General features: G+C 70.7%; 10 protein-coding genes, 2 tRNA genes, 1 other RNA gene and 1 pseudogene. 4 read left to right on the top strand and 10 right to left on the bottom strand.

Annotated features, from left to right (window positions below; translation table 11 throughout):
- Nucleotides 1–196: 196 nt before the first annotated feature.
- Nucleotides 197–848 (top strand): annotated as a pseudogene (locus ACFW9O_RS08510) (DNA-binding response regulator).
- 22 nt (nt 849–870) lie between these two features.
- Nucleotides 871–943, top strand: a tRNA-Gly gene (locus ACFW9O_RS08505).
- Between the two features lie 44 nt (nt 944–987).
- On the opposite strand, the gene ACFW9O_RS08500 is transcribed toward ACFW9O_RS08505, so the two are convergent.
- The 6 genes from ACFW9O_RS08500 to ffs all read right to left on the bottom strand — a co-directional run bounded on the left by ACFW9O_RS08500 (nt 988) and on the right by ffs (nt 9643).
- On the bottom strand, nt 988–1902 hold the full coding sequence (locus ACFW9O_RS08500; RefSeq protein ID WP_384606508.1) for a phosphoribosylaminoimidazolesuccinocarboxamide synthase: 915 nt from the start codon (nt 1900–1902) through the stop codon (nt 988–990).
- A 106-nt stretch (nt 1903–2008) separates the two neighbouring features.
- The gene (locus ACFW9O_RS08495; RefSeq protein ID WP_351170009.1) at nt 2009–3472 is read right to left on the bottom strand and encodes a N,N-dimethylformamidase beta subunit family domain-containing protein; all 1464 of its coding nucleotides are present in this window, start codon (nt 3470–3472) and stop codon (nt 2009–2011) included.
- A gap of 297 nt (nt 3473–3769) precedes the next feature.
- On the bottom strand, nt 3770–5503 hold the full coding sequence (locus ACFW9O_RS08490) for a hypothetical protein (protein WP_384606505.1): 1734 nt from the start codon (nt 5501–5503) through the stop codon (nt 3770–3772).
- 370 nt (nt 5504–5873) lie between these two features.
- Nucleotides 5874–7127: a phosphoribosylamine--glycine ligase gene (purD, locus tag ACFW9O_RS08485; protein ID WP_384606502.1), complete on the bottom strand. Its 1254-nt coding sequence runs from the start codon at nt 7125–7127 to the stop codon at nt 5874–5876.
- A gap of 75 nt (nt 7128–7202) precedes the next feature.
- Nucleotides 7203–9467: a DNA polymerase III subunit gamma and tau gene (locus tag ACFW9O_RS08480; RefSeq protein WP_384606499.1), complete on the bottom strand. Its 2265-nt coding sequence runs from the start codon at nt 9465–9467 to the stop codon at nt 7203–7205.
- A 79-nt stretch (nt 9468–9546) separates the two neighbouring features.
- Nucleotides 9547–9643, bottom strand: an RNA gene (gene ffs, locus ACFW9O_RS08475) — signal recognition particle sRNA small type.
- Between the two features lie 132 nt (nt 9644–9775).
- On the opposite strand from ffs, the gene ACFW9O_RS08470 reads away from it, so the two are divergent.
- Both ACFW9O_RS08470 and ACFW9O_RS08465 read left to right on the top strand, forming a co-directional pair.
- Nucleotides 9776–9863 (top strand) — tRNA-Ser (locus ACFW9O_RS08470).
- Between the two features lie 378 nt (nt 9864–10241).
- The gene (locus tag ACFW9O_RS08465; protein WP_384606496.1) at nt 10242–10361 is read left to right on the top strand and encodes a type I restriction-modification system subunit M N-terminal domain-containing protein; all 120 of its coding nucleotides are present in this window, start codon (nt 10242–10244) and stop codon (nt 10359–10361) included.
- Nucleotides 10362–11072: 711 nt separating this feature from the next.
- Here ACFW9O_RS08465 and ACFW9O_RS08460 read toward each other — a convergent pair.
- From ACFW9O_RS08460 to ACFW9O_RS08445, 4 genes are read right to left on the bottom strand one after another with little or no spacing between them, the layout of a single operon-like run.
- Nucleotides 11073–11660: a class IV adenylate cyclase gene (locus tag ACFW9O_RS08460; RefSeq protein ID WP_384606493.1), complete on the bottom strand. Its 588-nt coding sequence runs from the start codon at nt 11658–11660 to the stop codon at nt 11073–11075.
- 12 nt (nt 11661–11672) lie between these two features.
- Nucleotides 11673–12326, bottom strand: a complete 654-nt coding sequence (locus ACFW9O_RS08455) for an SAM-dependent methyltransferase (RefSeq protein ID WP_384606490.1) — start codon at nt 12324–12326, stop codon at nt 11673–11675.
- The gene (locus ACFW9O_RS08450) at nt 12244–12885 is read right to left on the bottom strand and encodes a hypothetical protein (RefSeq protein ID WP_384606488.1); all 642 of its coding nucleotides are present in this window, start codon (nt 12883–12885) and stop codon (nt 12244–12246) included. Before ACFW9O_RS08450 ends, ACFW9O_RS08455 begins: the two co-directional genes overlap by 83 nt.
- A complete protein-coding gene (locus tag ACFW9O_RS08445) occupies nt 12878–13780 on the bottom strand; it encodes a radical SAM protein (RefSeq protein ID WP_384606485.1) in 903 nt (300 codons plus the stop codon). Before ACFW9O_RS08445 ends, ACFW9O_RS08450 begins: the two co-directional genes overlap by 8 nt.
- Between the last annotated feature and the right edge of the window lie 15 nt (nt 13781–13795).

Genomic DNA, 13795 nt, shown 5'->3' with positions numbered 1-13795 from the left:
GAGCGAGCCTGCGGCCCAACTGACCGAGCGGGGAAGGCCGGAGGCCGTCTCGCGGACGGCCGAGGTGCAGCGGATCGCGCAGGAACCGCGGCGCGAGGTCCGGGACGTCGTACGCGACTACCGGGAGGCGGACCTGCGGATCGAACCGGAGAGGGCGCTGGGCGGGCTGAGGCCGCGGGCATCGACTGCGGGATCCATGGGCTCGACGACGGTCCGATGCCCCTCCCGCAGGCCTCCGGTCCGCGCTGGGGGTGGGAGGTGCGGGAGGCGACGACGCACATGCCGCGGCGCACTCGCCTCGCTGCTCGCCCTCCAGTGCGCCGTGCTCCCGGTCGCCGAGGCCGCGACCGGACCCGAGGCGCTCGCGACGGTCATGGCGCACCGGCCGGACGTGGCGGTCCTGAACCGGGAGATGCCGGGTGCTGACGGTGTGAAGGTCGCCACATCCCTGAGCACCGGACCGCCCGGCTGCCGGACCATGATCGTGACGAGTCACGGCCGGCCTGGGCATCTGCAGCGGGCGCTCGCGGTGGGCGTCCGCGCCTTCGTTCCGAAGACGGTCAGCGCCCGCCGACTGCCGAGATCATTCGTACGGTGCACGCGGGAAACCGCTATGTGGAGCCCGAGTTGGCCGCCGACGCGATCTCCGCAGGGGACTCCCGCTGATGGTGCGCGAGGCCGAGGTGCTGGAACTCGCGGCGGACGGTGCGCCGGTCGCTGAGATCACGGAGCGGGCATCGCTGCCCCAGGGGACCGTGCGCGACTACCTGTCCTCGGCGGCGTCCGAAGTCGGTGCCGAGAACCGTCGTACGGCGGTGCGTCCCGCACGGGAGCGCGGTTGGGTATAGTTAGCAGCGCGCCTCGGCGCATGCGAACGTAGCTCAGCTGGTAGAGCGCAACCTTGCCAAGGTTGAGGTCGCGAGTTCGAACCTCGTCGTTCGCTCCGTACAAGAAGGCCCCGGTCCTCGTGACCGGGGCCTTCTGCTGTCACGACCAGCGGGTGCCGGTCAGGAGCTCGTAGGCGTCCAGGTACTTGGCCCGGGTCGCGTCGACGATCTCCTGCGGCAGTGCCGGGGGCGGCTGCTCGCTGTGGCGGTCCCAGCCGGACGCCGACGAGGTCAGCCAGTCACGCACGAACTGCTTGTCGTACGAGGGCTGCGCCTTGCCCGGCTCCCAGGTCGCGGCGGGCCAGAAGCGCGAGGAGTCCGGGGTCAGCACCTCGTCCGCGATGATCAGCTCCTCGCCGCCGTCCGCGGTGGGTGCGAAGCCGAATTCGAACTTGGTGTCCGCGAGGATGATCCCGCGCTCACGCGCGATGTCCCGGGCGCGGCCGTAGACGGCGAGCGTCGTCTGCCGCAGCGCGGCCGCCGTCTCGGCGCCGACCTCGCCGACGACCTCCTCGTACGACACGTTCTCGTCGTGGTCCCCGACCGCGGCCTTGGTGGCGGGCGTGAAGATCGGCGCCGGGAGTTCGGAACCGTCGACGAGCCCCTCGGGAAGCGCGAGCCCGCAGACCGTACGCGTCGCGTTGTACTCGATCAGGCCGGACCCCGTCAGATAGCCGCGGGCGACGCACTCGACCGGGACCATCCGCAGCGACCTGCAGATCAGCGTGCGGCCGGCCCAGTCGGCGGGAGCTCCGGCGGGGAGCTCCGCGGACAGGACGTGATTCGGCACGAGGTCGGCGAACTGGTCGAACCACCACAGCGACAGCTGGGTGAGCACCCGCCCCTTGTCCGGGATCTCGGTGGGCAGGACCCAGTCGTACGCGGACATACGGTCGCTGGCGACCATGACGAGGTCGCCCGCCTCGTTCCGGTACAGGTCGCGCACCTTGCCGGTGTGCAGGTGGGTGAGCCCCGGCACCTGCACGGGCTCGGGCTTTTCTACGAAACCGGACACGCTGCCTCCGCGTAGGTTGATCCAGGAGTCGCTCCGATTGTCCCGCATGCGAACGGGCAACGACGCCACGGGTCCGCCTCGGTCGGTGGCACGGACCGGAGAGCACTCAGTCGCGCTTGCAGATCCGGTCGAGCAGGTTGGCCGTGGCCCGCTGGATGCGGGTGTCGACATGGCCCGGCCGGTCCAGCGCCGGTGACCAGGCGAAGGTGCCCGACGCGAAGACGAGCGCGCCCGACGGGGCCCGGTACAGCGAGGTCTCCTGATGTCGCGTGGCCCCGTCGCCGTCCCGGTAGGGGGAGTGCGCGAGCAGGATGCGGTTCTCGTGCTCCGGCAGCGACGTACGCGGGAAGTAGCGGTCGGCCTCGCCGGCGACCAGCCCGTCGATCTCGTCGCCCTCGCCCGCACCGGTGGCCTCCCAGAGCCAGTGCTCGGCGTTGCGGACGACCAGGGGGTGGGCCTCGGGGACCCGGCCCGCGTACTGGATGCCGAGCAGCTGCTGTTCGGCGCGGTCGACCTCGCGCCACAGCGCGGACTTGCCCGGCCCGCTGCGCTTGCGGCAGGTCAGGAGGCGGTCGGGAACACCCGACGGGGACGGGGAGAGTCCGACCTGCCAGTACATGGTGTTCGCGGAGAGGAAGACGAGCGAGGTGCCGGTGTCACGGGCACGCTCGGCGGTGCGGCGCATGGGCACCGACCAGTACTCGTCGTGGCCGGGGAAGACCAGGCCGCGGTAGCGGCTGGGGTCGACACGGCCGGCGTGCAGATCGCGGGCGTCGGCGTACGCGAGGTCGTAGCCGTAGCGCTCGGCCCAGCGGATGAAGTCGTAGGCGTGGCCGACGTGCAGGGGCAGTCCCGCGCCCGCGTAGGGGCGGTCGAAGGAGATCGTGCCGGCGGCGTCCTCCTCGCCCAGCAGCCGGCCCTGTTCGTCCCAGGCGTGATAGAGGCTGGCGCCGGTGCGGCCGTCCTCCGGGTAGAGGTTGTACGCCTGCCAGGTGATGTCCGGGAGCAGGAGCAGCAGATCCGCGGGATGGTCGTCGCGGACCGTGAAGGGGATGTGGGAGCGGTAGCCGTCGGCGGTGGTGAGGACCGCGACGTACGCGCCGACCGACCAGTAACTGGGGATCTGCAGACGCCAGGAGAGCCACCAGTGGTGGCAGGAGACCGTGCGGTCGGCGGCGAGCGGGGCCGGCTGGACGATGCCGGACAGCCGCGGGCTCGTGGTGATCTTGGCCGCGCCGTCGCCCGCGTAGTGGCCGATGCGGTAGATGTCGACGGAGAACTGCTGGGGCGGGTCCACGGTGATGTGGAAGTCGATCGCCTCGCCGGGTGCCGCGGCGCCGGGTGACACGAAGCCCTTGATCTGACGGTGCACATCGTCGGCCGTACGCGTGCCGCCACCGGCCCCGCCACGGCCCAGGTCGGGATCGGCGTACCAGGGGACGACCTGACCGGTGTCGTCGAAGTAGTTCTCGCTGCCGCGCAGCCACGGCAGCGGGCCCTGCCCGAAGGGGTCGCTCACCGCGTGCGCGAGGGCACCTGATTCCCATCGCCGGATCTGCTCGGCCCCCATGTCGCTCCCCTCCCTCATCCCCCGGACCACACTGGTGCGCCGGATGTCAGCGCCGGTCCCCAGCACATCACATAACGCATGCACTCCGTCACCGTTCGTCGCGAATTGACGTGAACGGAACGGAACCTTCCGGATGTTGGAGACGTAGGGGACGCAGGGGACACATGGGTGTACTGGGGGACCGACGCGTATACAGGACCGACGCGTGACCGACGCGTATAACAGGACCGACGCGTGACCGACGCGTATACAGGCCTGCACCGGCGTTACGCGGGACCTCTCACCGCGAGGCGCCGTTCACACCAGCCGTACGGGCTTGTCGGTGCGGACTCCCACCCCGGAGAGCCACGAACGCAGCGGCTCCGCGTCGCCGTCCTCGACGAGGCTGAGGACGGGAGCGCCCAGGTCCGAGCTGCGTCCGCCGTCGACCAGCAGCGCCGGTCCGTCGAGCCAGTCGAGGCCGGGCGCCGCCCCCGCCGTGTCCACGGCCGCGCAGCAGACCATCGCCACCACGTGATCGGCCAGCAGCTCCGCACCCGTACGCGGCGGCTGGAGCGGGAAGAGCGGGAGCGGCACGGGGCCCCAGAGGTCGAGGGGGTCCGGATCCGCTCCGGCCTGCGCACCCTCCGTCGGGCCGCCGTTCCGGGGCGCTGGCGCCGCCCCCGCCTCGTCGCGGGCCACGGCGGCACCGATCCCGGCGGCGAGCTCCTCGGCATTCCCGCCGGGTGCGGCCAGGTGGTCGATGACACGGGCCAGCGTCGGCAACGCGGTGCCGGCCGGCTCGGCGGCCGGGGCGCGGTGCGCGCCCGCGGACACGCCGGTGGACACACCCAAGGAGTCGAGCACCCGGTGGAGCCGGGCCGCCTCCGTACGCCACTTCCGGTCGACGACCTCTTCCGGATACTGCTGCCAGTCGACCGGGGACCAGTCGGGGCCGCTCTCCGCGGGGCCGCCGTGGAAGAGCCGCGCGGCCAGCAGCGAAGCCGCTTCGTCGGCCACACCCGGCTCCTCCAGAAGATCGCAGGCCGGGCGCTCCCCGAGCCGGGAGGTGAAGCCCTCCGCCAGCCGGTCGCGCCGGGAGAGCTCGGTGAGCGCGGAGACGACACCGGCGTCGAGCCGGGAGGGCCAGCGGCCCATCCGCCAGGCGGGCAGCGCGACCCGGGTCAGCAGGCGGTCCCAGCCCGCGTAGGCGAGGCCGACCTGCTCCTGGGCGACGATCCGCAGTCCGTAGTCCACCCCCTGGGCGCGCACCGAAGCGGCGGCGGCGACGCAGCGCTCCATCTCGGCCGCGTGACCGCGACAACCGCGCAGCAGCATCCTGGCGATCCAGCCGACGAAGGCGGTCGGCACCCTGCGCACGACACCCTGGCCGGGGACGCAGGCATCGGCGACCGCGGCATCGAGTCCGCGTACGAAACGGCGGGCAGCGGCTATGTCGGGGTGCGCGGACGGACCGGTCCCCGCGACGACCGGAGCCAGCACCGCCCGCAGCTCGGCGACCCGCATCCACCACAGGAAGGGCGAGCCGATCACCAGCACGGGAGCGGCAGGCACCCGTCGGCCGCGCCGGTCGCCGGACAGCCCCTTGGCCAGGTCCGTGGCCCTCTGCTGGGCGGCGGGGTGCGTGCGGTCCTCAAGCCAGCTGTCGCAGTCCGGTGTCAGGGCTATGGCGGAGGGCGCCGGGACCTCGAGCCGGTCGGCCAGGTCGCGGACCAGCCGGTAGAGATCGGGGGCCGCCTCCTCGGTGAGCGGCACGGTCGGACTGACCGCGGGCCGCGCCCGCGCCACCGCGGCGGCGACCGCGACGGCGAGCAGCAGGACCACGACGGCGCAGACCGTCACCGCCCAGCGCACCGCGTCCCACGCACCGCCGCCGATGTGGCCCTGTGCGCCCGCGACGAGCAGCACGACGGCCGCAGCCGCGGGCAGGATGGCCACGGCCACGGCTCTGCTGCGGATACGCAGCAGAGCCAGGGCACGGGCGCGCGCTGAATGCGCACCCGGCTGCTCAACCGAACCGGTACCGGACACGGCCTGACGTCACCCCCTCTGCCCCCGCGACGGTGTTGGTCACTCCCCCACTGTGGCACCCACCACTGACATCGCAATGCCGGTGGGCCAAGTGCCGGAACGCTTGCGCCGCACCCTAGTTGGGGCCTCGGCGGACGTCATCCGGATGGCCCAGTCGTCACCCGATGGAATGGCTTTGGGCAAAGCTGCTGACGCGCCGGTGCACAAGGGTCCGCTGTTACGGATGCGCCTTGCCGGGACTCCTGCCGGTGCTTCCCGGAGTGCCCGCACACGCCTGTGCCCGGCCACCTCGGGGAAGTGGCCGGGCACAGAAGCACACAAGAACGGACGGGAACCGGGACCGGGGCCGATACGGCAGAGCCGTCGGGCCTCAGGCCTCCTCGGCAGCCTTGCGGGCGATGTCCGTACGGTGCTGGGAGCCGTCGAGCCGGATCCGGCCGAGGGCCCTGTAGGCGCGCTCACGGGCCGTCGAGAGGTCCGATCCGGTCGCCGTGACGGAGAGCACGCGCCCCCCTGCGCTGACGACCGCGTCGCCCTCCTGCCGGGTACCCGCGTGCAGGACGAACGCGTCCGGGGCATCCTTCGCCACCACATCCGCGAGACCCTCGATCGGGTCACCCGTGCGGGGTGCGCCCGGGTAGTTGTGCGAGGCGATGACCACCGTGACGGCAGCGTCGTCGCGCCAGTTCAGCGGGGGTACGAGGTCCAGGGTGCCGTTCGCGGAACCGAGCAGGACACCGGCCAGCGGGGTCTTCAGCCGGGCCAGGACCACCTGGGTCTCCGGGTCGCCGAAACGGGCGTTGAACTCGATGACCCGGACTCCGCGCGAGGTGATCGCGAGGCCCGCGTACAGCAGCCCCGAGAACGGCGTACCGCGGCGGCGGAGCTCGTCGACGGTCGGCTGGAGGACGGTCTCCATGACCTCGTCGACCAGCTTCGGGTCGGCCCACGGGAGCGGGGAGTACGCACCCATGCCACCGGTGTTCGGACCCTCGTCGCCGTCCAGGGCGCGCTTGAAGTCCTGGGCGGGCTGCAGCGGCAGGACCGTGGTGCCGTCGGTGATCGCGAAGAGGCTCACCTCGGGGCCGTCGAGGAACTCCTCGATGACCACACGGTCGCAGGCCAGCGCGTGGGCGCGGGCCTCTTCGACGTCGTCGGTGACGACCACGCCCTTACCGGCCGCGAGACCGTCATCCTTGACGACGTACGGGGCTCCGAAGGCGTCGAGCGCCTCGTCGATCTCGGCAGCCGTCGTGCAGACGTAGCTGCGGGCGGTCGGGACGTTGGCACCGGCCATGACGTCCTTGGCGAACGCCTTGGAGCCCTCCAGCCGGGCCGCCTCGCGCGAGGGGCCGAAGCAGGGGATGCCGGCCGCGCGCACGGCGTCGGCGACCCCGGCGACAAGCGGTGCCTCCGGGCCGACGACCACCAGCTCGGCGCCCAGCTCGGTGGCGAGGCGCGCGACGGCTTCGCCGTCGAGTGCGTCGACCGGGTGCAGTTCGGCCACCTCTGCGATTCCGGCGTTGCCGGGGGCGCAGTACAGAGCGGTGACATCGGGGTCGAGGGAGAGAGAGCGGCACAGGGCGTGTTCGCGGGCGCCGCCGCCGATGACGAGGACCTTCACGGGTGCAGCCTAACCGCCGGGGGCCGGGCGCCTTGACGGGCGCCGCTCCGTGGACACGGTCGGCGGCACGGGCCCCTACTCGTTGTTGAACTCCTCGACGACGGTCGCTCCCAGTTCGCGGACGATCAGATCGTGCCCGGAGAGCGCGGAGTCGACCAGGTCCGGATCGTCGGCCTCGGCGGTGTCGTCCTCGGGAGCGACCGAGCGAGGCGGCTCGGGCGCGGCCCTTGAGTACCCCTGCTCGGACTGTCCCGACTGCCCGGACTGCTGGGACGAGGGCTGCTGGGACGGCGGCTGGGGCTGCTGGGACGGAGCCGGGCGGGACTCGTACGACTGCGCCTGCGCCTGCGGGGCGGCCGGGGGCTGGTAGGGGGCGGCCGGAGGGCGGCCACCGCCTCCACCGGTCGGCGGGGTCATGCCTCCGCCACCTCCGCCACCCGACGGGTCGATGACGGCCTCGACCCGCCACTGGGCGTTGAACCGCTCGGCGAGAGCCTGCTTCAGCACCTCTTCGCTGCCGCTGCTCGCGAAGTTGTCCCGGGCGCCCGCGCTGAGGAAGCCGATCTGCAGTGTGGTGCCGTCGAAGCCGGTGACCTGGGCGTTCTGGCTGAGCAGGATCCAGGTGAACCGCCGGCGGTTCTTCACGGCCTCCAGGATGTCCGGCCACATGTTCCGTACTTGGCCGACGCCCTGCGCCATGTCCTGTCCACCCGGCGCGGGTGCCGCCGACGGCGCGACCGAGGCAGCCGCGGCGGGGACGGGGGCGGCTGCCGGGGGGGCCGTCTGCGGGGGCGGTGTCTGGCCCGGCGCGGACGCGGTGGGCCAGCCCCCGGGACGACGCGCCGTCTCCGCCGCGGCGCCTCCGGCCGTTCCGGCTCCTGCGGCGGCGGGCCATGCCCCCGGCCGCTGACCGGCGGCCGGCGCTTCTGCCGGGGGCGCTTCCGCGGGTGCCTGATGGACCGGCGGCGCGACAGCCGGAGCCTCCGGGACGGCGGGAGCGGCGGGGGCTGCAGCCGGGGCTGCGAAGGGTGCGGCTGCGGGGCCGCCCTCGGGTGCCTCGCCGCGTACCGCCGCACGGGCTGCGGCAGGTCCGCCGCCCGGCAGTCCGGCACCGGCCGGTGCATGGGCCTCCGGCCCCGGGACGTACCCCACGGCAGGGCCCGCGCCGGCCGTCGCGAAGGACACGCCGCGCTCCAGCCGGTCCAGCCGGGCCTGGAGCGAACGCTCGTCGTCGAAAGCCGCGGGCAGCAGCACCCGGGCGCAGATCAGCTCCACCTGAAGCCGCGGGGAGGTCGCCCCACGCATCTCCGTGAGCCCCTCGTTGACCAGATCGGCGGCGCGACTCAGCTCCGCGGCGCCGAAGACGGACGCCTGGGCCTGCATCCGCTCGACCACGTCGGCGGGCGCGTCGATGAGTCCCTTGTCGCCCGCGTCCGGCACGGCGGCCAGGATCACCAGGTCGCGCAGCCGCTCCAGCAGATCCGCGACGAAGCGCCGTGGGTCGTTGCCGCCCTCGATCACCCGGTCCACGACCTCGAAGGCCGCCGCCCCGTCACCTGCGGCGAAAGCGTCCACGACGGAGTCCAGCAGGGACCCGTCCGTGTAGCCGAGCAGCGAGGTCGCCATGGCGTATGTCACACCGTCATCGCCCGCGCCCGCCAGCAACTGGTCCATGACCGACATGGAGTCACGCACGGATCCCGCACCCGCACGCACGACGAGGGGCAGCACACCGTCCTCGACGAAGCTGTTCTCCTTGCCGCACACCTCGGCGAGATAGCCACGCAGCGTCCCGGGCGGAACCAGCCGGAACGGGTAGTGGTGCGTACGCGAACGGATGGTGCCGATGACCTTCTCGGGCTCCGTGGTCGCGAAAATGAACTTGAGATGCTCCGGAGGCTCCTCGACCACCTTCAGCAGGGCGTTGAACCCTGCCGGCGTGACCATGTGCGCCTCGTCGATGATGTAGATCTTGTACCGGCTCGACGCGGGCCCGAAGAATGCCTTTTCCCGCAGGTCACGGGCATCGTCCACACCACCGTGGGACGCGGCGTCGATCTCGATCACATCGATCGAACCCGGTCCGTTGCGCGCGAGGTCCTGGCAGGACTGGCACTTTCCGCACGGCGTCGGCGTCGGACCCTCTTCGCAGTTCAGACAGCGGGCGAGGATGCGCGCGCTGGTCGTCTTTCCACATCCGCGCGGCCCGCTGAACAGGTACGCGTGATTGACCCGGTTGTTCCGCAGGGCCTGCTGCAAGGGGTCAGTGACATGCTCCTGACCGATGACCTCGGCGAAGGACTCGGGGCGATAGCGGCGGTAGAGCGCAAGGGACGACACACATACGAGGTTATCGGGGCGGACCGACAACCGGCCCCGCTCCGGGCACACCATCGGCGGGACACCACACCCCCGGGCACGCAAGGGCCCCCCACGCACCCGCCAGAGCCAACCTACCCTTGCTGCCTTCCGGCCCTGGGGGAGTTCAGTCAGATAGCGCCACGTGAGGGGCTGACGCCCACCTTAACCGATCCCCGCCCCCCGAAGTCCACCCACCCGGCCCCCCGGGTCCGCTCCGGGACCGCTCGGAACGATCTCCGGGTGAACGTGTTCGCGAGCACTCCCCAACGTCTTGTATTGTTTGCGGCGGAGGATTCGCCTAGTGGCCTAGGGCGCACGCTTGGAAAGCGTGTTGGGGGCAACCCCTCACGAGTTCGAATCTCGTATCCTCCGCCATTGCTCTCACCGGGCAATACGTTGAAGGGCCCCACCGCTTGCGGTGGGGCCCTTCGGCGTGCGTGGTCTCAGTTTTGGTCTCAGTTACCCAGGATGGACAGCCGTGGCCTTCCACGGTCAGGCTCCGGCTGCTCTATGCCAACGATCAGGGCAACCGGGGTCGCGATCGTCGACCGCATCGAGACCAAGATCTTCCTGGGTGACCCGCACGAAGCTTCGCGGCAACCTGCGGACCGCACCAGCCCAAGTCGGCCCCTGAACCGGCCAGCAGAGAGGGCGACCACAGCCTCACTGTCAGAGGGACAAAATAGGATGCCCAGCGGAAGCTCCGCGGCCCTGAGATCGCCACCCGGACACGAGCAAGGACACCCCCAACTGATGGCAGTGACCCAGCAGGAGATCAAGAACCGGTTGTGGGATGCCGCCGACGAGCTGCGCGTGGCGATGCCCGAAGCGCAATACTCCTCGGTCGTCTTCCCTCTGATGTTCTGGAAGTAAAGGAAGCCGCCGCCCAACGCGAACTGACCACCGCCCGCCAACCCGCTCGCGTCCTCATCGCCCGCATCCAGCACACCAGCCGCAACCCCGCACGCAACCGACGAGCTGAAGCCGCCCGCCTGCGCACCACCTTGACCGCAGGAGCCCCCGCCCAGCAGAACCGGCCCCCGATAGACACGTCAACGCCCTTGCCCGCCGATCAGCACCATCGGCATCGCCGCCGATAGAAGTCCTCAGCCGCCAGGGGCGGGCGCCCCCGGCGGCTGGATGGTGCAGCGCGCGGCGCCATCGCCCTGGAGGTGCCCGGCGCCGCACCAAGGGGTTTATCCGCGGCGCAGGAATCTGCCTTGTGCTCGATGCTTCCCCGCCCGACGCCTGCCATCAGGCTCTGCCTCAGCGGGAGCCCCGGCCCTCGGCGAACGCACCGGCTCATCGTTGAGGAGAATGGATTGCCAGACCTGTTCCTGAAGTTCCCGGATGCAGGGGCCGCAGGCGTACATCGCTGCTTGCGCACCGGCCACGCTCACGGGACCGATCCACAGGACACGCGTCCACCTCTGGCCGCAGTAGAGCCAGCACAGTCCGTCGACCCAGTGGTTGGCGTCGTCGGTGCTTGCCGGCGCGGGTAGGCCGCCACGGGCGAACTCGGCGATACCGGGAATCACCCGGTGGGGCACGGCCAGTTCCATAAGCACAGCTCGGCCCTCACAGTCAGCGGCCTTGGGCAGCCACGGCAGCTGCCCCGTCTTTGTCGGCGTCCGCGAAGAGGAGGGTGGGCTCGGCCAGGATGTCGCGGCCGGATTCGCTCTTGTAGATCTCATCCACGCTGCCGAAGCGGGCCTCGGAGTAGTCGAGCCCGAGCATGGCAGCCGCCTGTCGGACCGATGCCTCGTCCGGCCCTTCGATCTCGACGAAGGTGGGGAGGTCCGGCCAGGTATCGAAGTCGAAGGCGACCTCCCCGAGGCGCCACTCCTCGCGGTAGTTCTCCTGGTACCGGACTTCGCGCATGCCGAGACTGCGGAGGATCTCGGCCATGGCGTGCAGGTCCGTGACCTCGGTCTCGATCTCGGTGGTGCCGTCGATCGTCGTGGCGTCGGTGACCTGCTTGAGGGTCAGCGTCGATCGGGTGCCCTCGTCACGCAGCCGCACCCAGGCGCTTCCTTCGAGGGCATCGTTCTCGAAGATCTTGCGGGTGAGAAGGATGCGCGGGAACGCCTGGGCGGCACCGAGATCGGTGAGCTTGGCCTGGAGGACGGCGACGTCGATGGTGAGGAACTTGGCCTCGTACTCGTGCTTCATGGGGCTCTTCCCTTAGCGAAAGGAGGGGGTGCGGGCCGCGAGGAGCAGGCCCATCCGGTGGGTGTGGTCCTGGAGCTGGCCGATGTGGGCCCGCTCGGCAAACTCATTCGTTCGCAGGGTCAGAAGAACGTCCCAGTCGCCGATGAAGTGGCGCCGGAGCTTCTCGGGGGACGTGTAGTGCTCGACCAGGTGCTGGCGCTGGGTGACAGGCATCATGAACTCCGCGCCAAACATGCCGTCCTGGCCTACGGAGGACTGCATGCGGGTGACGAACTCGGCAAGCGGACGGTTGTGGTTGGCACTGTAATGCCACGAACAGCTCGTCCAGATGGCGTCGCACGGCATGTCCAAGGGCTCCGATTGAAGGAAGTCCTCCTCCACCACCTGCACGCTGTCGTAAAGCGATTCGAGCTTGAGGCGGTCGATGAGGCCCATTGCGTGAGCCCGGTTATCACCCGGGAGGCTGACCTCACCGCCGTGAAGAGCAAGGGGATCACGCTCTACGGCGATCACGCGATAGCCGGCGGCGGCCAGCGGCAGGATGAACTTGCCGTCGCTCGCGCCGATGACCGCGACAGTGGCGTCAGGAGCGGCACGCTCCTTCAGTGCGGCAAGGAACTGGGGGAAGAAGGTGAGGGTGTGCTCCCACAGGCTCTGCGTCTGCACGGTGGTGGGCTCCTTGCGTGTCGGTGGCCAGGATCGCCTGGAGGACTTTGTCGGGGTCCAGCCGCGTGGTGTCCACGCGATGCATCGGGAACCGGGCGTAGGCGTCGGCAACCCGGTCGGAAGCACCTTCGACGAGGGCGTCCCACCGGGAAACGGGCTTGATCCGATCAGCGAGCCGACGCCGACGCTCGTCTTCGCCGCATGTCAGCTGATAGGTCACAGGCTGCGGCAGGTCAGGCGGCAGCGTTACCCCGAGACGGGCTCCGAGGGCGCGGTGGTTGGCCAGGCAGCGAGCGAAGTAGCTCTCAACGACGACTGAGGTGCCCGCGGACAGGTGGCGCCGTATCTCATCGGCCGCGGTGAACAGCGCGGACAGGTAGAAGCACATCCGGGCCTCGGTATTCTCCAGCAGGTCCACCTCGCGTCGCAGCGCCTGGTAGATGAGCGGCACGGTCGGGACCAGAACGGCTCCACGGGCCACTGCCAGCATCGGAGCGACGGTCGACTTGCCGGTGCCGCGGAGTCCTTCGAGGCTCTCGAACAGCGGGGCGTCAGACACGGCCGTAGAGCACGTCCGGTACCGCGAGGGTGAGTTCGTCGGTGGCGGACGGGCGGTGGTCGATGTGGTCGGCGAGCTTGTCGTACCAAAAGGCGTGCGAGTCCTTGCCGACGGCCTTGCAGGACATGGTGAGTGCACCGCGCGGGTCGGCCTCGATCCGCTCGATGGCCTCGGGGCCTCCCTCGGGAGCGCAGATCTCTGGGGCGCCGTGCTCGGACAGGTCCTCGTCGACGATCACCTCGATGTCCAGCTCGGCCGCCTGGAGCTGGCCTCGAAGGCGGATGTAGGCAGCGGGGTCGGTGATCAGGAGCTCGGGGTGGGCGGCGGCGTTGCCGACCGGCCGCAGGCAGTGGAGTTTCAACTGCTCTGCTCCGTAGTGCTGGAGGGTGCGGGCGAGCGGCAGCACCTCGTCGATGTTGCGAGAGGTGACCGTCATGGTCGCGCCGGTGCGGACGCCGAGCCCCCGGGCGATGTCGAGTGCGCTCAGCCCACTCTGGTAGCTCCCGAACTTGCGGATGTGGTCGTTGGTCGAGCCGATGCCTTCCAGCGAGACCCGCAGCAGATCCAGGTCGGGGGCGATCTCGGTCAGCCGGCGCTCGATCCGATAGCCGTTGGTGCAGATCTCGACCCGCATGCCCAGTTCCTGCTTGGCGTACCGGACGACCTGGGTGAGGTCCTTGTAGACGAACGGCTCGCCGCCCAGCAGGGTGACAGCCTCGGTGCCGTACTGCTCGCGCATGAGCGTGAGGAGGTTGATCGCCTCGTCCGCCGTGAACGCGTCGGCGTGCTGGAGCCGCTTGCCGTGGAAGCAGTGCAGGCACTCGAAGTTGCAGCGATACAGCAGCTGCAGGTACAGCATCCGGATCCTGCGGATCCCGGTGACTTCCCCGATCATGTGAGTCTCCTTCGG

The organism is Streptomyces sp. NPDC059499 (genome assembly GCF_042749285.1).
Taxonomy (GTDB): Bacteria; Actinomycetota; Actinomycetes; order Streptomycetales; family Streptomycetaceae; genus Streptomyces.
The sequence above is the reverse complement of the archived record's forward strand: the minus strand, read 5'-3'. Positions and strand labels throughout refer to the sequence as shown.

Bases quoted from the DNA above. Each gene is read 5' to 3' on its own strand.
- ACFW9O_RS08445 (WP_384606485.1), bottom strand. From the start codon at position 13,780: ATGATCGGGGAAGTCACCGGGATCCGCAGGATCCGGATGCTGTACCTG.
- ACFW9O_RS08460 (WP_384606493.1), bottom strand. From the start codon at position 11,660: ATGAAGCACGAGTACGAGGCCAAGTTCCTCACCATCGACGTCGCCGTC.
- ACFW9O_RS08465 (WP_384606496.1), top strand. From the start codon at position 10,242: ATGGCAGTGACCCAGCAGGAGATCAAGAACCGGTTGTGGGATGCCGCC.
- ACFW9O_RS08495 (WP_351170009.1), bottom strand. From the start codon at position 3,472: ATGGGGGCCGAGCAGATCCGGCGATGGGAATCAGGTGCCCTCGCGCAC.